16 protein-coding genes, 1 tRNA gene and 1 pseudogene are annotated in these 19595 nt (G+C 64.5%); 13 read left to right on the top strand and 5 right to left on the bottom strand.

What is annotated here, in order from left to right:
- Positions 1 to 184: 184 nt before the first annotated feature.
- Positions 185 to 523: a DUF3175 domain-containing protein gene (locus tag AC0L3B_RS18970; RefSeq protein WP_354170343.1), complete on the bottom strand. Its 339-nt coding sequence runs from the start codon at positions 521 to 523 to the stop codon at positions 185 to 187.
- 182 nt (positions 524 to 705) lie between these two features.
- Between AC0L3B_RS18970 and AC0L3B_RS18965 the strand changes: the two genes are divergently transcribed.
- The 3 genes from AC0L3B_RS18965 (at position 706) to AC0L3B_RS18955 (ending at position 4720) form a co-directional block, all read left to right on the top strand.
- Positions 706 to 2193 (top strand): MFS transporter, encoded by a 1488-nt coding sequence (locus AC0L3B_RS18965; RefSeq protein ID WP_166517464.1) that lies wholly within the window; start codon positions 706 to 708, stop codon positions 2191 to 2193.
- A 3-nt stretch (positions 2194 to 2196) separates the two neighbouring features.
- Positions 2197 to 3018: a trehalose-phosphatase gene (otsB, locus tag AC0L3B_RS18960; RefSeq protein WP_368506877.1), complete on the top strand. Its 822-nt coding sequence runs from the start codon at positions 2197 to 2199 to the stop codon at positions 3016 to 3018.
- A 238-nt stretch (positions 3019 to 3256) separates the two neighbouring features.
- The gene (locus AC0L3B_RS18955) at positions 3257 to 4720 is read left to right on the top strand and encodes a trehalose-6-phosphate synthase (RefSeq protein ID WP_085348221.1); all 1464 of its coding nucleotides are present in this window, start codon (positions 3257 to 3259) and stop codon (positions 4718 to 4720) included.
- Positions 4721 to 4771: 51 nt separating this feature from the next.
- Here the strand turns inward: AC0L3B_RS18955 and AC0L3B_RS18950 are convergent, their stop codons facing one another.
- The gene (locus tag AC0L3B_RS18950; protein WP_018452861.1) at positions 4772 to 5113 is read right to left on the bottom strand and encodes a hypothetical protein; all 342 of its coding nucleotides are present in this window, start codon (positions 5111 to 5113) and stop codon (positions 4772 to 4774) included.
- A gap of 196 nt (positions 5114 to 5309) precedes the next feature.
- Between AC0L3B_RS18950 and AC0L3B_RS18945 the strand changes: the two genes are divergently transcribed.
- From AC0L3B_RS18945 to recQ, 6 genes are all read left to right on the top strand, one after another.
- A tRNA-Ser gene (locus tag AC0L3B_RS18945) sits at positions 5310 to 5399 on the top strand.
- A 246-nt stretch (positions 5400 to 5645) separates the two neighbouring features.
- On the top strand, positions 5646 to 7220 hold the full coding sequence (locus AC0L3B_RS18940) for an amidase family protein (RefSeq protein ID WP_473380889.1): 1575 nt from the start codon (positions 5646 to 5648) through the stop codon (positions 7218 to 7220).
- A 379-nt stretch (positions 7221 to 7599) separates the two neighbouring features.
- Entirely contained in the window at positions 7600 to 8901 is a 1302-nt protein-coding gene (locus tag AC0L3B_RS18935) for an O-acetylhomoserine aminocarboxypropyltransferase/cysteine synthase family protein (RefSeq protein ID WP_247473693.1), read from the top strand.
- Between the two features lie 12 nt (positions 8902 to 8913).
- Positions 8914 to 9915 carry a homoserine O-succinyltransferase MetA gene (gene metA / locus AC0L3B_RS18930; protein WP_018452864.1) on the top strand — a complete coding sequence of 334 codons (1002 nt, stop codon included), beginning with the start codon at positions 8914 to 8916 and terminating at the stop codon, positions 9913 to 9915.
- A gap of 103 nt (positions 9916 to 10018) precedes the next feature.
- Positions 10019 to 10762 carry a polysaccharide deacetylase family protein gene (locus AC0L3B_RS18925; RefSeq protein WP_026232410.1) on the top strand — a complete coding sequence of 248 codons (744 nt, stop codon included), beginning with the start codon at positions 10019 to 10021 and terminating at the stop codon, positions 10760 to 10762.
- Between the two features lie 121 nt (positions 10763 to 10883).
- Positions 10884 to 12749 (top strand): DNA helicase RecQ, encoded by a 1866-nt coding sequence (gene recQ, locus AC0L3B_RS18920; protein WP_247473694.1) that lies wholly within the window; start codon positions 10884 to 10886, stop codon positions 12747 to 12749.
- Positions 12750 to 12951: 202 nt separating this feature from the next.
- On the opposite strand, the gene AC0L3B_RS18915 is transcribed toward recQ, so the two are convergent.
- Complete coding sequence (locus AC0L3B_RS18915; protein ID WP_085348408.1) at positions 12952 to 13965, bottom strand: 1-aminocyclopropane-1-carboxylate deaminase; 1014 nt, start codon at positions 13963 to 13965, stop codon at positions 12952 to 12954.
- A 163-nt stretch (positions 13966 to 14128) separates the two neighbouring features.
- Between AC0L3B_RS18915 and AC0L3B_RS18910 the strand changes: the two genes are divergently transcribed.
- The 3 genes from AC0L3B_RS18910 (at position 14129) to AC0L3B_RS18900 (ending at position 16471) form a co-directional block, all read left to right on the top strand.
- Positions 14129 to 14593 carry an Lrp/AsnC family transcriptional regulator gene (locus AC0L3B_RS18910; RefSeq protein ID WP_473380888.1) on the top strand — a complete coding sequence of 155 codons (465 nt, stop codon included), beginning with the start codon at positions 14129 to 14131 and terminating at the stop codon, positions 14591 to 14593.
- A 45-nt stretch (positions 14594 to 14638) separates the two neighbouring features.
- Positions 14639 to 15799, top strand: a complete 1161-nt coding sequence (locus AC0L3B_RS18905; protein ID WP_247473806.1) for a PLP-dependent cysteine synthase family protein — start codon at positions 14639 to 14641, stop codon at positions 15797 to 15799.
- A 111-nt stretch (positions 15800 to 15910) separates the two neighbouring features.
- Positions 15911 to 16471 (top strand): carboxymuconolactone decarboxylase family protein, encoded by a 561-nt coding sequence (locus tag AC0L3B_RS18900; RefSeq protein ID WP_377828752.1) that lies wholly within the window; start codon positions 15911 to 15913, stop codon positions 16469 to 16471.
- A gap of 13 nt (positions 16472 to 16484) precedes the next feature.
- On the opposite strand, the pseudogene AC0L3B_RS18895 reads toward AC0L3B_RS18900, so the two are convergent.
- Positions 16485 to 17764 (bottom strand): annotated as a pseudogene (locus AC0L3B_RS18895) (sensor domain-containing diguanylate cyclase).
- 580 nt (positions 17765 to 18344) lie between these two features.
- On the opposite strand from AC0L3B_RS18895, the gene AC0L3B_RS18890 reads away from it, so the two are divergent.
- The gene (locus tag AC0L3B_RS18890; RefSeq protein ID WP_247473698.1) at positions 18345 to 18590 is read left to right on the top strand and encodes a hypothetical protein; all 246 of its coding nucleotides are present in this window, start codon (positions 18345 to 18347) and stop codon (positions 18588 to 18590) included.
- A 48-nt stretch (positions 18591 to 18638) separates the two neighbouring features.
- On the opposite strand, the gene AC0L3B_RS18885 is transcribed toward AC0L3B_RS18890, so the two are convergent.
- Positions 18639 to 19574 carry an alpha/beta hydrolase gene (locus tag AC0L3B_RS18885; protein WP_368506882.1) on the bottom strand — a complete coding sequence of 312 codons (936 nt, stop codon included), beginning with the start codon at positions 19572 to 19574 and terminating at the stop codon, positions 18639 to 18641.
- Between the last annotated feature and the right edge of the window lie 21 nt (positions 19575 to 19595).

Genomic DNA, 19595 nt, shown 5'->3' with positions numbered 1-19595 from the left:
TTGTAAGTCCGCCCCATGGCAACACCTCCAGATGGAAGTGTTGCACTTCGTTTGTGAACTCAGGGGACCCATTACCCCAAGGCGGAGTTGCCGGGCGAACTGCCAACTCCGAGTCATCGCCAAACCGCTCCCTGGGGTAATAGGTCCTGGATCGGCGCTGCGCTTGTCCAGGACGACCTGGCGCTCACTCCCTCCCGAACGCCCGCTTCAGCTCCACCTTTGCCCGCTCCAGCCGCGTGCGCTGCGTCTGCGGCAGCGTCTTGCCGGCGCGGTTGATGTAGAACGTCAGCATCGACAGCGCCGAGCGGTAGGCGCCGGTCTTGCGACGCGCGCTGTGCTCGGCCGAGCGCTTCAACGAAGCCGCGATCTTCTTCGCACTGGTCAGCTTGAACACGCCTTGTTTGAGGTCGAGCGCGTCGCTCTCTTTCGTCACGCGCTGTGACCAGCGCTTCGGTGCGGCGCGTCTGGTGCTCTTGCGCGCCGATGTTTTGCGAGAATGTGTCGTCTTTCTGGCATGAGCCATGCGTCAACTCCTTGCGGCTCCACCGAAAACCAGCGCCGTCAGCGGTCGTTCCTGCTGGAACCCGCCCCTGCCGCAGACGTTGTCGCAGGTGGCAGGCGGAATGCCGCACTCCCTTGATCGGATCGCCCCCATCCACGCCATGTGAACCGGGGCCATGTCCATTGGTCAGATGCAACAACGCGATGGAATTGCAGCGAAGCCCAGCGCCGAACGATGGACCTGTGGTCTCCACGGTGGCCGCGGCCGATCGCATCATCGAAACCAGCATTCCTGCACGGCTTGACGCGCTGCCGTGGAGCGGGTTTCACACCCGCGTCGTGCTTGCGCTCGGCATCACCTGGATTCTGGATGGCCTCGAGGTGACCTTGGCCGGCGCCCTCTCCGGCGCGCTGAAGCAAAGTCCCGCCCTGCATTTCTCCAATCTCGATCTCGGCATAGCCAATTCAGCCTATCTCGCGGGCGCGGTGCTCGGCGCGCTCGGCTTCGGCTGGCTGACCGATCGCATCGGCCGCAAGAAGCTGTTCTTCATCACGCTCGCGCTCTATCTCTCGGCGACGGCCGCGACCGCTCTGTCATGGAATGTCGCGAGCTACGCGCTGTTTCGCTTCCTCACCGGCGCCGGCATCGGCGGCGAATATACTGCGATCAATTCGACCATCCAGGAACTGGTGCCGGCGCGCTATCGCGGCTGGACCGATCTCGTCATCAACGGCAGCTTCTGGATCGGTGCCGCCATGGGCGCCGTGGCGGCCATCGTGCTGCTCGATCCCGCGGTGATCGGCCCCGATCTCGGCTGGCGCCTCGCTTATCTCATCGGCGCGGCCATCGGCCTCGTCGTGCTCTTGATGCGGATGTGGATTCCGGAGAGTCCGCGCTGGCTGATGATCCACGGCCGTCCCGACCAGGCCCACGCGATCGTCGACGAGGTCGAGCGCTCGGTGCTCGGACACGGCCAGGATACGAGCGACGCGCGTTTCGCCAGGATCCGCCTGAAAATGCGGACTCACACGCCGATCCGCGAGGTGGTGCACACGCTGTTCTCGGTCTATCGCCAGCGCGCGATGGTCGGTCTCGTGCTGATGATCGCGCAGGCCTTCTTCTACAACGCCATCTTCTTCACTTTTGCGCTGGTGTTGACCGACTTTTACGGGATCAGCGCCGATCATGTCGGCTGGTATCTGCTTCCCTTCGCCGCCGGCAATTTCCTTGGTCCGCTGCTGCTCGGCCGCCTGTTCGATACGCTCGGCCGCCGGACCATGATCATGTTCACCTACGGCGCGTCGGGCGTGTTGCTGGCGCTGTCGGGTTATCTGTTCTCGATCGGCGCCTTGAGCGCGCAGGGGCAGACCATCGCCTGGATGGTGATCTTCTTCTTTGCCTCGCCCGCCGCGAGCGCCGCCTATCTCACCGTCAGCGAGACTTTTCCCTTGGAAGTCCGCGCGCTCGCGATCGCGGTGTTTTATGCGGTCGGCACCGGCATCGGCGGCGTGATCGGCCCCGCATTGTTCGGGGCGCTGATCGACACGGGATCACGCACGAGCGTATTCGCAGGCTATTTGCTGGGGGCGTTCCTGATGATCGCGGCCGCGATCGTGGCGTGGCGCTATGCCATCTCGGCGGAACGCAGATCGCTCGAAGAAATCGCGCGGCCGCTTGCGTCCATGGAGTAGACTATGAAATCGGAACTGGCTGAATTGGATCTAAAGCGCACCATGGTCGACGATGAAGCGCCCGATGCGGTGCCGGTGCCCCACGCACTCGTGCCGCATCTCAATGAAACAGCGATCCTGCTCGACATCGACGGGACACTGCTCGACCTGATGCCGACGCCGCGTGAGGTGTGGGTGCCGCCAGGCCTGTCGGAAACGCTGAACCGGCTGACGGAGCGTACGTCGGGCGCGCTGGCGATGGTCAGCGGGCGTTCGCTCAACGACATCGACCTGATCTTCGCGCCCGATGTCTTTCGCGCCGTCGCCGGCCACGGCGCCGAGATGCGGCTTTCCATTGACAACGAAGCCGATGCCGTCAGCGCGCCGCCGCTGGATAAGGAGCTGAAGCGGCGGCTCGCGGCGGTGGCCAAGCTCAGTCCCGGCATTCTGCTCGAAGACAAGGGCTATTCGCTGGCGCTGCACTACCGCCTTGCGCCGCATGCGGAGAAAGCGATCTACGAAGCCGTTTCGCTGATCCGCGCCGACCTGCCCAATGCGCCGATCGAGGTGCTGCCCGGAAAGTTCGTTTGCGAGATCAAGCATTCCGGTTTTACCAAGGCGACCGGCGTGCGCGAGTTGATGAAGCACGAGCCTTTTAGGGGACGCCGCCCGATCTTCATCGGCGACGATGTTACCGATGAGACCGTGTTCGCGATCATGCCCGACATGAACGGGCTCTCTTTTTCGGTTGGTCGCCGCGCCATGGGGGTCAACGGGCACTTCGACGCCCCGAACGATGTGCGCACGTTCCTTGCGCGGCTGCTCGACGACTCAAGGTTGGAATAAGGCACCGACATCTCGGAGCCACATATCGCGTGCGTAATTCCTCCAGCGCGTCGCTTCATGCTGCGCGCGCCACGGTTCCAAATCCGGCTTTGTGTAGCGAAATCGTCAGGTTGCCTGGAGGTAAACCGGTTCCAACGCGCACGCCCGATTTTGGTTTCAATTGGTGCAAAGGATGATCAGGAACCATATTGATGAACGGCAGTTAAATGGGGTGGAATGAAACAGGAGGGGACGACCTGTGAACTTAGTCGTCGTTTCGAATCGCGTCGCGCGCGGCAAGCCCAATGAGCCCATGACGGGTGGTCTCGCGGCGGCCTTGCTACCCGTTGTGGAACATTCGGGCGCGATCTGGGTGGGATCCTCGGGCCGTGTGCGTGACGGTCATCAGAAGGAGCCGTTCGCCGAGATCGAAGCACTGGGTTCGGGCGCGATTGCGACGCTGGATCTGCCGGCGGCGCACTATGGCGGCTATTACGAGGGCTTTGCCAATTCGGCGCTGTGGCCGGCGCTGCACTCGCGCAGCGATCTGATCCGCGTCTCGCGCGACGACTATGTCAGCTATCGCGAGGTCAACGCCTTCATGGCGCGCGCCTTGATGCGCTTCCGGAAAGCGCAAACCGCGTTCTGGGTGCAGGATTACCATTTCCTCGCGCTCGGCGCGGAGTTGCGGGATCTCGGCGTCGACGATCCGATCGGCTTCTTCCTCCATACGCCATGGCCTGTCGCCGCGGTGATGCAGGGCGTGCCCAATCATCGTGAGTTGATCACGGCGATGCTGGCCTACGATCTGATCGGCTTCCAGACCAATGACGATTGCCAGAATTTTCTCGGCTATGTCGCGGGCGAACTCGGCCTCGCCGTCGAAGACGGCGTTGCGATCTCGCAGCATGGCCGAACGCGCTGCGAGGTGTTTCCGATCGGCATCGACGCCGAGAAGTTCGCGCAATACGCGGCGAAATCGGCGTCGCATCCGGACGTGTCGCGGCTGCGCCGCAGTCTCAACGGTGAACGGCTCGCGATCGGCGTCGACCGGCTCGACTATTCCAAGGGCCTCGTCAACCGCATCAGCGCGTTCGATCGGCTCTGGACCGAGCATCCGCACTTTGCGCGCAGCATCTCGCTGTTGCAGATCGCAAATCCCTCGCGCGGTGCCATCGAAGCCTATGGCAATTTGCAGAACGAGGTCGCGCGGCTCGTGTCCGACGTCAACGGCCGCCACGGCGAGGCCGACTGGACACCGATCCGCTATCTCAACAAAGGCTTTAGCCAGGCCGTGCTCGCGGGCCTCTATCGCACCGCGCAGATCGGCGTGGTGACCCCGCTGCACGACGGCATGAACCTTGTCGCCAAGGAATACGTCGCTGCGCAAAATCCGGCTGATCCCGGCGTGCTGGTGCTGTCGAAATTCGCCGGCGCGGCCAACGAGCTCGACGCCGCGCTGCTGGTCAATCCGCATGACATCGACGGCATGGCGCGCGCGATCGCCGTCGCGGCGGCGATGCCGCTCACCGAGCGCAAGATGCGCTGGGATGCGATGATGAAGAAGCTGCGCGGCCACACCATCCAGCAATGGTCGGCGGATTTCGTCGCTGAACTGGAGAAGTGCCGGACGGAGAAGGCTGCAGTCGCGCCGCTCGCCAACCAGCCGCCGCAAGCGCTGCGCTGGCTCAAGTCGGCGATCTCAGGCGTGCGGTTGATCTAGTCTTCTTCTCCCCCGTTCTTTACAGCGAGGGCAGGGGCGAAGACGACAGCCTCAATAGCAGTACGACACGCCCTCCAGAATCGCACACTGCCGCTTGTTCGGCGCGTTCGGATCGTCGAGCGGCACCATGCCCTTGCCCTGGCCGACGAACACGCCGGGCCCGACATGCACTGAGCTCTTGTGGCCGATGATGACGCTTTGATGCGGCGTCGCGCTCGAGCGCGTGCCGTCCGGCCAGAGGATGGCATCGCCCGAAAGCATCCCGCGCCGTCCGTCGTCACAGCTGACATCAACCCCGTGCCGGGTGCAGACCTGGGCGGCGGCCGGTCCGGCGAAGGCAGCGGCAAGGGCCCAAATCAGGCTCAGCGCGGCAATGGTGTTGCGGATGGTCATGGTGCCCCCGGACGTGTTTGACGGTCTTGAGTGAATCGTCGCGCCAAACCCGCCGCCGGTTCAGCGGGCGGCCGGTTCCAAGCGTCGCCGTGGCGCCTGATATTGTCTATAAAGTACAATATCTTACGGAAAAATCATCCGATTTCCCCGCGATCCCTTGCAAAATCACCGGCGCCCCTTCAAGAGAGTGCGCTCCGGAGAGATGGCCGAGTGGCTTAAGGCGCACGCTTGGAAAGCGTGTGTGCGGGAAACCGTACCGTGGGTTCGAATCCCACTCTCTCCGCCATCAGCCCCGTGTCCGCTCCAATTGCCGCTGTCCAAATGGCGGCGTCAAAACCCGGTCGCGATGCGGCAGTTTATTCCATCATTCAACCAGTACATGCGTCGTGGGAAAAGCCCCAAAGGTGCATGAGCGTCTCTCGCGCGCCTTCGGCCGCCACAACGCGTCGTGAAGTCGCGCCATGCAGAAACGCGCCTGTACACGGTCGCGTGACCTCCATAACTTCCGCGGCGCAATGTGAGGAGATGCGACGTGGCGAAGAAGACGGCGACCAGGAAGAAATCTGCTGCGAAGAAAGCAGCGCAGACCTCCGGCAAGACAAGCGCCGTTCGCAAGGGCAAGGTCGCGAAAGCTGCAACCAAGCCGGTCAAGCAGGCCGCTCCGCGCAAATCATCCGCACCGCGCCGCCCCAAGGGCCCGGCCTGGCAATGGTCGGCGGTCGAGACCGCAGCCGCAATCCGCTCCGGCGCCATCTCCGCGGTCGAGACCGTCGAGGCGCATCTCGAGCGGATGCGGGCCGTCAATCCGCGACTGAACGCGGTTGTCGTCGATCTCTCTGAGGAGGCGCTGGCCGCGGCGCATGCGGCCGACAAGCGGCGCGCGAAGGGCGGCGAGCTCGGCCTTCTGCACGGCGTACCGATCACGATCAAGGAGAACGTCGACTACGAGGGCCGTCCGAACTTCAATGGCGTCCCCGCCAACAAGGACCTCATCGCGCCGTCGGATTCGCCGGTGGTGCGCAACCTGAAGAAGGCTGGCGCGATCATCATCGGCCTCACCAACACGCCGGAATTCTCCTTCCGCGGCTTCACCGACAATCCCCTGCACGGGCTGACGCTCAATCCCTGGGATCCCAATATCACCTGCGGCGGCTCCTCGGGCGGTGCGGGTTCGGCGGTCGCCGCCGGCATAGGCACCATCGCGCACGGCAACGACATCGGCGGCTCGCTGCGCTGGCCGGCGCATTGCAACGGCGTTGCGACCATCAAGCCGACGCAGGGACGTATTCCGGCCTTCAACGCAAGCGCAACCGCCGAGCGGCCGATGCTGGCGCATCTGATGTCGGCGCAGGGGCCGCTCGCCCGCCACGTCGCCGACGTCAGGCTCGCGCTGGAGGTGATGAGCCAGCGCGATCCGCGCGATCCCTGGTGGGTACCGGCGCCGCTGGTCGGGCCGAAGCCGAAGGGGCCGATCAAGGTCGCGCTCGCCAGGATTCCTGAAGACATGGACGTCGATCCGCACGTCGCGGCGGCGTTGCGTCAGGCCGCCGATCACCTGGAGCGTTCCGGCTATCGCGTCAGCGAGGTCGATGTGCCCGACATCGACGGCGTCTGGCAGACCTGGTGCGACATCATCACCAACGAGACGATGGTGATGCAGGAGGCCGGCATGCTGAAGGTGACGTCGGAAGACTTCCACAAGGCGTGGGGCGGCATGAAAGCCAAGGCCAACGTGCTCGACCTCAAGGCCTGGATGCAGGCGACCGCCGCGCGCAACGGCCACATTCGCGCCTGGCAATTGTTCTTCGAGGAGTATCCGGTGGTGCTGGCACCGACCACGGTGAAGCCGACGCCTAGCCCGCGCGAGGACACTGTCAGCCCCGAGCGCGTGCGCGAGATTTTCTGGGGCGAGATCCGCTTCATCTCCGCGATCAACGTGCTGGGCCTGCCGGGCGCCGTGGTGCCGGTGACGCTGCACGATGGCCAGCCGATCGGCGTGCAGCTCATTGCCGGGCGCTATCGCGAGGATCTCGCGCTCGATGCAGCGGCCGCGATCGAGAAGCGCGCCGGCGTGCTCGCCCATCGGCTGTGGGAACAGATGGACTGATAGGGCAGCGAAGTTGTTTCCCTCTCCCCTTGTGGGAGAGGGTGGCTCGCCGCGCAGCGGCGAGACGGGTGAGGGGTCTCTCTCCGCTAACGCAAGCTTGGCCGTATGGATGGAGACCCCTCATCCGGCGCTTCGCGCCACCTTCTCCCACAAGGGGAGAAGGGAGTGCAGCGTGTTCGCTGCCGCCAACCGCAAAACTTCATTAATCCAATTTGACTTGAATTTTAGCCAATTCCCCAACAACCGTTAGGGTTACTTCCTCGATCTCTAGACGAATTATTGTCCGCTTTACCACCCGCCTCTAACAGAGGGACGGCGGACAACGCACATGCCTCATACAGGCCAATAAGTGCGGCCCGCTCCACGCGGAGGTGGCACGATGCGCAACGAGACGATCGCTATTCACGCCGGCTACGAGCCCGAAGCCACCACGCACGCGGTTGCCGTGCCGATCTACCAGACCGCGGCCTACGCCTTCGACAGCGCCGATCACGGCGCGGCGCTCTTCAATCTCGAGACCGAAGGCTATCGCTACAGCCGCATCGCCAATCCGACCAGCGCGGTGCTGGAGAAACGTATCGCCGAGCTCGAGGGCGGCGTCGGCGCGCTTGCGGTCGCGACCGGGCAGGCCGCGCTGCATTTCGCCTTCGTCAACGTCGCCGACCACGGCGGCAACATCGTTTCCGTGCCACAGCTCTATGGCACCACGCATACGCTGCTCTCGCACATCCTGCCGCGGCAGGGCATCACCGGCCGCTTCGCCGAGAGCGACAAGCCCGAGGCAATCGAAAGGCTGATCGACGAGAACACCCGCGCCGTGTTCGCCGAAACCATCGGCAATCCCGCCGGCAATGTCTGCGACATCGAAGCACTGGCGAAGGTCGCCCACGCACACGGCGTGCCGCTGATCGTCGACAATACCGTTGCAACGCCCATCCTGCTCAAGCCGTTCGAATACGGCGCCGACATCGCCGTGCATTCGCTGACCAAGTTTCTGGGCGGTCACGGCACCACGCTCGGCGGCGCCATCGTCGACTCCGGAAATTTCCCCTGGGCCAAGCACGCCGACCGCTTCCCCGGCTACAACAAGCCGGATGCCTCCTATCACGGCCTCGTCTATGCCGAGCGCTTCGGCCGCACCGCCTATATCGAGCGCGCGCGCAGCATCTATCAGCGCACCATGGGTTCGGTGCTGTCGCCGTTCAACGCCTTCCTGCTGCTCCAGGGCATCGAAACCGTCGCGCTGCGCATGGAGCGCCACTGCGAAAACGCCCGCAAGGTCGCCGAATTCCTGCGCAAGGATCCGCGCGTGGCCTGGGTCAACTACACCGGCTTCCCGGACAGTCCCTATTATCCGCTGGTGCAGAAATATCTCGACGGCAACGCCTCGTCGCTGTTCACCTTCGGCATCAAGGGCGGCATGGAAGCCGGCAAGTCCTTCTACGATGCGCTGAAGCTGATCACGCGCCTCGTCAATATCGGCGATGCCAAGTCGCTGGCCTGCCATCCGGCCTCGACCACGCACCGGCAGATGTCGGCGGAGCAGCAGCGGGTCGCCGGCGTTTTGCCGGAAACGATCCGCTTGTCGATCGGCATCGAGCATTGCCAGGACATCATCGAGGACCTCGATCAGGCACTGGAAAAGGCCTGCCCGTCCGCGCGCCTCCAGGCCGCGGAGTAGGCGGCTGCGCCGATGACGATCCTGATCGACAGGGATCAAGCTATATCGAGCCCGGCGCTGGTGCCGGGAGCGGGCGATCTGGCGCGCGAGCCCGGCGGCACCGAGCTCACGATCGGGTTGATCAACAACATGCCGGATCCGGCGCTGAAGGCGACCGAGCGGCAATTCATGAAGCTGCTGCAAGCCGCAGCAGGTCCGCGCCGCATCCGCTTTCACTGCTTCTCGCTGCCTTCGGTGAAGCGCTCGCCGGAAGCGAGATGGCATGTCGAGAGCGAATACTCGGAACTCACCGAGCTCAGACGCCACAGGTTCGACGGCCTGATCGTGACCGGCGCCGAGCCGATCGCGCCTGAGCTCGACCAGGAACCGTATTGGCGCGATCTCACCGAGCTGATCGACTGGGCCAAGGTCAACACGCGCTCGACGATCTGGTCGTGCCTCGCTGCGCATGCCGCGGTGCTGCATCTCGACCGCATCGAACGGCGGCCGCTGCCGGCCAAATGTCACGGCATTTTCGACTGCGAAGCCGTGACCAGGGATCCGCTGACGCGGGCCGCGCCCGCTCCCCTCAAGGTCTCGCATTCGCGTCTCAACGAGATCGCCGAGAGCGACCTCGTTGAGGCCGGCTACCAGGTGCTGACGCGTTCGGCAAAGGCCGGCGTCGATACCTTCGTCCGCCAATATGCCAGCCGATTCGTGTTCTTCCAGGGCCATCCGGAATATGACGCGCTGTCGCTTCAGCGTGAATATCTGCGCGACATCGGCCGTTATCTCGCGCGTGAGCGCGACAATTATCCGCATCTGCCCGTGAGCTATTTTGACGCTTCGACCGAAGAGAAGCTGGTCCGCTTCGAGAAACAGGCAAGGCACCAGCGCCACCCCGCGCTCAGCAACGAGCTGCCCGCGCTGAATTTGCGTGCCGATATTGCCGCGGGCAGCGCCGCGGCGGCATTGTTCCGGAACTGGCTGCAATATCTCGGCGCGGGGACCGACGCGTCGGTGCTTGCACGTTAGGTCGGGACGACGGCATCGACGTTAGGACTAACGAAGTGTGTAGCTTGCCTCGAGCGGCGCACGAATGCTTCAGTGACGGCGGGGCAGACAGGAAATGCGAGTCGTGTGGTCGGCACTCCAGGGACGCGTGAGCAATCGGCTGGCCCGGCACTTTCGTGCCGCGCCGCACCGTCTGCCCGCGCATGCGCCCATGGTGAGCTTCACCTTCGACGATGCCCCCGATAGCGCCGCAGGCGAGGGCGCCGAGCTTCTGGAGCAGCATGGCGGCCGCGGTACCTTCTATCTCGCGGGCAGCCTGGTCGATCGTCCCTCGGACCATTGGCACGGCCTGTCGAACGACGCGATCGTGCGGCTTCACCGGGCGGGGCACGAGATTGCGTGCCACACCTTCTCGCACCAGAGTGCGGTCAATCTCGACGAGACCGCCATGGCCCGCGAGATCGAGCGAAACCGCAGCCATTTTCGCGGCATCGATTCCTCGATCACGCTCGAAAATTTTGCTTACCCCTATGGCATCGCGTCGGTGTGGCGCAAGCCGCAGCTCGCCAAGACCTTCCGCTCGGCGCGCGGCATCCTTCCCGGCGTCAATCGCGACGTCATCGATCTCCAGTTCCTGCGGGCCTCGCCCCTGGTCGATCGCGAGATCAATACGACGGGTGTCGATGGCTATTTCGACGAGGCGGTCGAGAGCGGCGGATGGCTGATCTTCTACGGTCATGACGTCGCCAACGCGCCGAGCCCGTATGGCTGCACGCCGGACCTGATGCGCCATGCGCTGCAGGCCGCCGCGAGGCGCGACATGCCGATCGTGACGGTCGCGGAAGCGCTGCGGAGGATCGGGGCGTAAGAAAGTTTTCTTCCCACGAAGGGTGGAAGGCGGCGTCCTGCGGAGCAAACAGCCTTGCCACGCCTGCGCGGTCATGCGACTGGCCTTGTGACGAATCTCACGGCCTCACCCCGACATGCCCATGTCCTCTCCTTCCACCGCTCCGCTGCCTGCGCCGGCCCAGGGCCGCGATGCGCTGTCGGTGCTGCGTTCGGTGTTCGGCCTGCCCGGGTTCCGCGGCGCGCAGGGCGAGATCATCCGGCACGTCACCGGCGGCGGCAATTGCCTGGTGTTGATGCCGACCGGCGGCGGCAAGTCGCTGTGCTATCAATTGCCGGCGCTGCTGCGCGAAGGCTGCGGTGTCGTGGTGTCGCCCTTGATTGCGCTGATGCGCGACCAGGTCGCCGCCATGCTCGAAGCCGGGGTCAACGCGGCCGCGCTGAACTCGTCGCTGACCCCGCAGGAAGCCTCCGACATCGAGCGGCGCCTGATCGTGGGTGATCTCGACCTGCTCTATGTCGCGCCGGAACGGCTGCTGACGCCGCGCTGCCTGGCGCTGCTGGCGCGGGCGAAGGTGGCGCTGTTCGCGATCGACGAGGCGCATTGCGTCTCGCAATGGGGCCATGATTTCCGCCCCGAATATGTCGGCCTGTCGATCATCGCCGAGCGCTTTCCCGACGTGCCGCGCATCGCGCTGACCGCGACTGCCGACGAATTGACCCGCAAGGAGATCGTCGAGCGGCTTCAGCTTGCAGACAGTCCGCACTTCGTCTCCAGCTTCGACCGTCCCAACATCCGTTACGAGATCGTCGACAAGCGCAACGCGGTGTCGCAGCTCAAGGATTTCATCCGGGAGCGTCACGCAGGTGATGCGGGCGTCGTTTATTGTCTCTCCCGCAAACGGGTCGAGGAGGTCGCCGCGGCGCTCGACGACGCCGGCATTGCCGCATTGCCCTATCACGCCGGGCTCGACAGCAGCGTGCGCTCGCGCAACCAGGACCGCTTCCTCAACGAGGACGGCATCGTCATCGTCGCGACCATTGCCTTCGGCATGGGCATCGACAAGCCGGACGTGCGCTTCGTCGCGCATCTCGATCTACCCAAGAGCATCGAGGCCTATTACCAGGAGACAGGACGCGCCGGCCGCGACGGCAAGCCGTCGGCGGCCTGGATGGCCTACGGTCTCTCGGACATCGTGCAGCAGCGCCGCATGATCGACGAGTCGAGCGGCTCCGACGAATTCAAGCGGGTCTCGATTGGCAAGCTCGATGCGCTCGTTGGCCTCGCCGAAACGCCGCACTGCCGGCGCCGGCGGCTGCTCGCCTATTTCGGCGAGATCGTGATGGGCGAGGGCTGCGGCAATTGCGACAATTGCCTGACGCCGCCGAAAATGCGCGACGGCAGGGTGCTGGCGCAAAAACTGCTATCCTGTGCCTATCGCACCGGGCAGCGTTTCGGCGCGATGCACCTCATCGACGTGCTGATCGGACGCCTGACCGAGAAGGTGACGCAGTTCGGTCACGACAAGCTCACCGTTTTCGGCATCGGACGCGAGCTCAACGAGAAGCAGTGGCGTACGGTGCTGCGGCAGCTCGTGGCGATGGGACATTTGCTGAGTGACAGCGAATCGTTCGGCGCGCTGAAGCTGACGGATTCGTCGCGCGGCGTGCTGCGGGGCGAAACGGAAGTGTGGCTGCGCGAAGAGGCGCCCGGCGTCCGGATCCGTTCGAGCCGCGCCAAGTCCCGCCGCGGTGATCTGGCCCCGGCAGCCGACGCGCCGCAGGGCGATGTCGATCCTGAATTGCGCGCGCGGCTACGAGCGTGGCGCTCGGACATTGCCCGCGCACGTGGCGTGCCGGCCTACGTCGTGCTGCATGACGCCACCATCGACGGCATTGTTCGCGCATGGCCGACCACGCTGGACGAACTGCGCAATGTGCCCGGCATCGGAGACAAGAAGCTCGAGCATTACGGCGACGAGCTGCTGCAGATCGTCAGGACGCGGTAGGGCGCGGGCACACCTCCGCCGTCATCCCGGACAAGCGCAGCGAAGCGGAGCGCCGATCCGGGATCCATAGCCACGGGCCGTAGGAAAAGGCACGCTGACTGCCTCAGCGTGTTTCAACAATTGGCAGTCGGGGTAATCGGTCCTGGCTTTCGCCAGGACGACACTCGTCGGGAGGTGCGCGCCGCCTCACATCACCGACGCGCTAGCCGTTCCGGAACGCATATCCATAGCCGTTCAGCGCCGGCGCGCCGCCGAGATGGGCGTAGAGGATCTTTGCGCCCTTCTCGAAATAGCCCTTCTGCGTGAGATCGATCAGGCCCTGCATCGACTTGCCCTCGTAGACGGGGTCGGTGATCATGGCTTCGAGACGCGCGGTGAGGCGGATTGCCTCCTTGGTTTCTTCCGACGGCACGCCGTAGGCGGGATAAGCATAATCCTCGATCAGCACGACGTCGTCGGCGACGAGATCCTTGCCGAGCTCGACGAGCTTGGCCGTGTTCTGTGCGATCGAGAGCACCTGCGCCTTGGTCTGCGCCGGGGTGAAGGAGGCGTCGATGCCGATCACCTTTCGCGCGCGGCCATCGGCGGCGAAGCCGACCAGCATGCCGGCATGGGTCGAGCCGGTGACGGTGCAGACCACGATGTAGTCGAACTTGAAGCCGAGTTCGGCTTCCTGCTTGCGCACTTCCTCGGCGAAGCCGACATAGCCGAGGCCGCCGAATTTGTGCACGGAGGCGCCGGCGGGAATCGCATAGGGCTTGCCGCCCGCCGCCTTCACCTCCTCGATCGCGTCCTCCCAGCTCTTGCGGATGCCGATGTCGAAGCCGTCGTCGACCAGGCGCACGTCGGCGCCCATGATGCGCGACAGCATGATGTTGCCGACGCGGTCATAGACGGCGTCCTCGTGCGGCACCCAGGCCTCCTGCACCAGGCGGCACTTCATGCCGATCTTGGCCGCGACGGCCGCGATCATGCGGGTGTGGTTGGACTGCACGCCACCGATCGAGACCAGCGTGTCGGCGTTCGAGGCGATCGCGTCGGGGATGATGTATTCGAGCTTGCGCAGCTTGTTGCCGCCATAAGCGAGGCCGGAATTGCAGTCCTCGCGCTTGGCATAGACCTCGACATTGCCGCCGAGATGCTTTGACAGCCGCTCCAGCTTCTCGATGGGCGTCGGACCAAAGGTCAGCGGATAGCGCGCGAATTTTTCGAGCATCGTCAGGTCATCCCGATTGGCGTTAATGTCTCCAAAAATGCTAGCATCGCTCTGCAAAAAGGTGCTTTCAAATATTGCGCCTCTATTGCGGACGATCTTGCGATAATGGACCAGATGTGTGGTATTCCTTTCGGACTAGGTACTAAGAACGGAAGCTTCTTCCATGTCCGCTCGTCTTGATCGTATCGACCTTAAGATGTTGCGATTGCTGCAAAATAACGGCCGGCTCAGCAACGCCGAGCTGGCCGAAACCGTCGCCATCAGTCCCGCCACCTGCCATCGCCGCACCCAGCGCCTGTTCGAGCACGGCTTCATCGCCGCCGTCCGCGCCATCGTCGCGCCGAAGAAGGTGGCAAAGGGTACGCTGGTGATGGTCGGGGTCGTGCTCGACCGTTCGACGCCGGAGAGCTTTGCGATCTTCGAGCAGGCGATCACCAGGCTGAAATTCGTGCTCGACTGTCACCTCGTCGCCGGCGACTTCGACTATTTCCTCAAGATCCGCGTCGGCGACATGGAGGACTTCAACCGTATCCACGGCGAGCAACTGATCGCGCTGCCCGGCGTGCGCCAGACCCGCACCTTCTTCGTGATGAAGGAAGTCGTCGACAACGCGCCGCTGGAGTTTTGAGCGGAAGCTATTGATGCGCGTTCCGCATCATGGGAGATTCAGATGATGCAGACATTCCCCTTCCGCCACCTCAATCCGGCGGGGCCGGCCTATCGGCGCGGCTGGGTCGACGAAGCCGTGGCCGCGATCGAGGCCGACCAGTGCCGCACGGCCGACACGCATCTGATCCGGCTGATCGTGCCGGCGCTCGCTGGCATCGACATCTATCTGAAAGATGAGTCGACGCATCCGACCGGCAGCCTGAAGCACCGGCTCGCGCGCTCGCTCTTCCTTTACGCGCTCTGCAACGGCCACATCCGCGAAGGCACGCCTGTCGTCGAGGCCTCGTCGGGATCGACCGCAGTGTCGGAAGCCTATTTCGCGCAGATGATCGGCGTGCCCTTCTATGCCGTGATGCCGCGCACGACCTCGGCGGAGAAGATCGCCGCGATCGAGCATTACGGCGGTAACTGCCATCTGATCGACGACGGCCGCGCGCTGTATGCAGAGGCCGGCGCGCTGGCCGCACGGCTGGGCGGCCACTACATGGACCAGTTCACCTTCGCCGAGCGCGCCACCGACTGGCGCGGCAACAACAACATAGCCGAATCCATCTTCACGCAATTGCAGGGCGAGCCGCGCCCGCTGCCGGACTGGATTGTGATGGGCGCGGGCACCGGCGGCACCTCGGCTACCATTGGACGCTACTTGCGTTATCGCCAATATCCGACGCGGCTGTGCGTCGCCGATGTCGAGCATTCCGCTTTCTTCGACTGCTTCAGCTCGCAGGACCGCTCCCATGTTTGCGACCGCCCCTCGCTGATCGAAGGTGTCGGGCGGCCGCGCTGCGAGCCGTCCTTCGTGCCGGGCGTGGTCGACCGCATGATGAAGATCCCGGATGCGGCGACGATCGCGGCGATGAACGTGCTGTCGCGCCGGCTGCGCCGCGCGGTGGGGGGCTCTACGGGCACCAATTTCCTGGCGCTGTGCCGGCTCGCCTCGGACATGCGAAAGGTGAATCAGACGGGGTCGCTGGTGACGCTGATCTGCGATTCCGGCGAGCGCTACCGGCAGACCTATTATGAGCCCGCCTGGCTGAAAGCGCGCGGACTCGATCCAGCGCCGTTCGAGGCGGCCTTGTCGTCCTTCCTCGATACAGCGCAGCCACTGGCGCTTGAGTTCGAAGACGTAACGAATCCGCAGAACTTGCTAAATCCTGAGGCCTGATAGCTGGCGCTTCCCTGCCATTTGCAAGATTGCACGGCCGTCACGGCAACTTCACTTGCCTTGCGCGCGCGTGCGGGCGAGCTTCGCGGCTTCTCAACGAGGAGACCTGCCGTGCGCCTTCCCATTCTCGATCCGAAAGACCTGAGTGCCGAACAGAAGCCGCTCTATGACGACATGCGAGCGGGCATCAAGGACCACTTCAAGGGCTTTGTGAACATGCGCGACGACGGCGCGCTGCTCGGGCCCTGGAATCCATGGATCCGCGAGCCGCGCTTCGGCAAGCCTGTGTGGGAGCTGGTCAAGGCGATCGCGGCGAACCCGCTGCTGCCGGCTCCGGTGCGTGAGGTCGCGATCCTCGTCACCGGTTCGCATTTCCGCTCCGGCTACGAACTCTATGCGCATGTGCTGGTCGCCGAGCAGCGCGGCCTCTCCGACGAGAAGCTCGCGACCATCGTCGCCGGACAGCGGCCGGTCGATCTCACCAAGCAGGAAGCCGTCGCCTACGACGTGGCGTCCGCATTGGTCAGCGGCGGCGTGCTGCCTGAACTGACTTATCGGGCCGCGGTCAAGGAATTCGGCGAGCACGGCGCGGCCGAACTGTCCTATCTCGTCGGCATTTACTGCATGGTGTCGGTCACGCTGAACACGTTCGACGTGCCGGTGCCGGAATAGACATACGGTGCGATCACTCCGCCGCCTTGTTCATGGGCGGCGGGGGTGACCAGGCAATACAGCGGTTGCGGCCTTCGTCCTTCGCCTGGTAGAGCGCGTGATCGGCCGCGCTCATCAAGGCGTCGATGCCGGACATGCTGACACTGGCTTCCGCAATGCCGATGCTCACGGTGACCCCGAACTGAACCTGATGGGCAACGATTTGCGAGCCCATCACGCGCTTGCGGATTCTCTCCGCGACGATCCTTGCACGCGAGAGACTGGTTTCGGGCAGCAGAATCGCGAACTCCTCGCCGCCGAAGCGGCCAACGACGTCCGATTTGCGCTTGCCATCGAGGCATGCGGCCGCCACGGCCTTGATCGCCTCGTCTCCGATCGCGTGACCATAGCGGTCGTTGACCGACTTGAATGGTCGATGTCGAGCATCAGGACCGAAACGGAGCGGTAGTAGCGCTGGAAGCGGCTCCATTCTGCGTCGAGCGAGCCCAGCAAATGGCGGCGGTTATAGAGGCCCGTGAGCGGGTCGGTCGTCGCCAGGCGCTCCAGCATGTTGGCCTTGTTGGTGAGATCGGTAATGTCGACATAGGTCAGCATGCGGCCGCCGTTCGCCATCGTGGTGCAGTGGATCCTGATCCGCCGCCCGTCCGGTGTCTGGAGGTCTCGCACATGATCGCCCGCCTTGACCTCGGCGACGCGCTTGAGGGGAAATTTCGCCAGTTCGTTCGCCGGCAGATCGGGCGCGCTCGCGCGGTGCGCCCGACTCACTAACGATGCATAGGTGGGGCGGGCGGCGGCTTCCTGTTCGCTCACCTCCCAGAACCGCCGTATGCGCCGGTTCATGAAGCTGGCGTTGAGATCGCGGTCGAGCAGCAGCACGCCGTCCTCGACATTCTCGAGGGCGTCGCGCAGCAGTTTCAGCTCGTCGGAATAGCGCACGATGTCGGTGACCGGCGTATAGGTCAGCATCCGCCCGCCGTCGGGCAGCGGCGTGCATTGCATCCGAACGACGTCGCCGCCGGTGCGGCGCAGGTCGCGCGGAGACGCATCGCCTGCCTGTATTTGACGGACGCGCTCGGCGACATAGGCCTCCAGCTCGGCCGGCGGAATCTCGTAGGCGAGCGTATCGCGGCCATGATGCATCAGCGTCACGATTGACGGGTTGCTGTTGGCGACTTCATCCGGCAACAGCCACATCTGCCGGAACGCCCGATTGATCAACTGCGCGCGGAGATTGGCATCCAGCAGCACGATGCCCAGCGGAACGAAATCGAGGGCCGCGCGAAGCGCCAGCATCTGTCCGCGCATCAGCGAATCGGTTGGCCGTTGCTGCTCGTCCACGGCTTTCGGCTCGACATGATCTTCCGCTCCAAGCGCAACCCCGATCTGGCGGTCCGACCGCCAGAGCACACGGCAGGAGAGGATCTCCTGGCCCGCGACCCGGAGCTGGAACCGATCGGGCAGGCCGAGGCTGCTCTGCATCTCCAGCGTCGCGCCGTCATCGGACATCCGGCGCACGACGCAATCGATCGTCGACTGGCCGAAGTTGAAGAAGATCTGGCCGGCGAGGAACGTTCGTTCCGATACCAAGCGGGGCATTCCCGACCTCCCAAGCGAAACCGGCCCAGTTTGCCCGAAGCTTACTTGCCGAAAGGTAAGCTGGTGCGTGATTGTGCGAGAAGGCTAATAATTGGTTCACGCATCCGGACGTCGTCTACCTGATGGCGGAACTGCCTGCTGGATGGATTGTGATCGCCCGTGTGGTCAAGCGGTGTCCGCAATCGGTGGACGGTGCGAATGCCCGCAGGTACGTTGGCGTGATCGCACCGACATATCCTCCGCCAGAGTGCAGGCCGGACAATGGAGAACGACAGCCATGGACACGTCACGCCGCATCCTGCTCGCCGGACTGGCGGGACTCGCCGTTGCGCCGACCGCTGCGGGAGCCGCGCCCTCGGCCGCTGCCGATGACGTGACGGTCGCCGAAGAGCGCTTTGCGCGCATGATCGCGGCTGCGCATGCGCCCGAAATCACCTGCGCGCGACAGGCCGAGCGTTACGCGGATGCGCATTGGCCGAACTACGTTGCGGCGGCGCGTTCGGTCATCGAGGCGAGAGCGTGAGGCATTCTCTTTCCTCTCCCGTTGCGGGAGGCGGCAACACCAGGTGCTTCACGTCCCCACCGCCCGCCTGACCTGCTCACCGATCTGCGACAGCACGAGCTGCGCCTGCGGCAGAATTGCGCCCATGGCGTGGAAATTGTGGACCATGCCCTCGTGGCAGACGTGCTCGACCGTGACGCCCGCGGCGAGCAGCTTGCGGGCATAGGCATTGCCCTCGTCGCGCATCGGGTCGAACTCCGCGGTGTGAATGACGGCGGTCGGCAAGCCCGCAAGCCGTGTCGCGCGCAAGGGCGAGATGCGGGGATCGGCAGCGTCCAAGGCTTCGGGCAGATAGTCGGCGAGATCGGCTTCGATCGTGACGCGGTCGATCAGGTGGCCCTCGGCGAACGCCTCGCGCGAAGGCGAGGCCTCCTCGAAATCCAGCACCGGGCAGATCAGGCATTGCGCGACGATGGAAAGACCAGCTGTCTGCGCCGCCTCCTGACACACGATCGCAGCGAGCGTTGCACCGGCGGAATCGCCGCCGAGCACCAGACGCCCGGCGTCGATGCCGAGCGATGCAGCCTCGCGCGCCACCCATTCGGTGGCAGCAATCGCATCGTCCACGGCGGCGGGGAATTTGTGCTCTGGCGCCAGCCGGTAATCGACCGAGACGAGGCGGCAACCGGTCGCATGTGCCAACGCCGCCGCGATGCGGTCATGCGTGGCGATGCTGCCGGCAACGAGCCCGCCGCCGTGAAAGAACACGAAGCCGGGCGCGCGATCATCGGCGCCTGCGGGTGAATAGAGACGATAGGGCAGCGCGCCGCCGGGACCAGGCAGCACGCCGTCGGACGTCGTCACGTCAGGCGCATCGGCGCGCGCAAACTGCATCAGCTTTGCCAATGATTGCCGCCGTGCTTCCACGCTCGGCCGGCTCCGTGCCTGCGGCGCAGCCGCAGCCATCATGGTCAACAAGCGCTTTGCGAGCGGATCGAGCGGCATGGTGCTTCCTTTCCCCTCACG

It is taken from the genome of Bradyrhizobium sp. Kon56, assembly GCF_055807635.1.
Note: the sequence above shows the minus strand (reverse complement) of the source record. Positions and strands in the feature narration are given on the sequence as shown.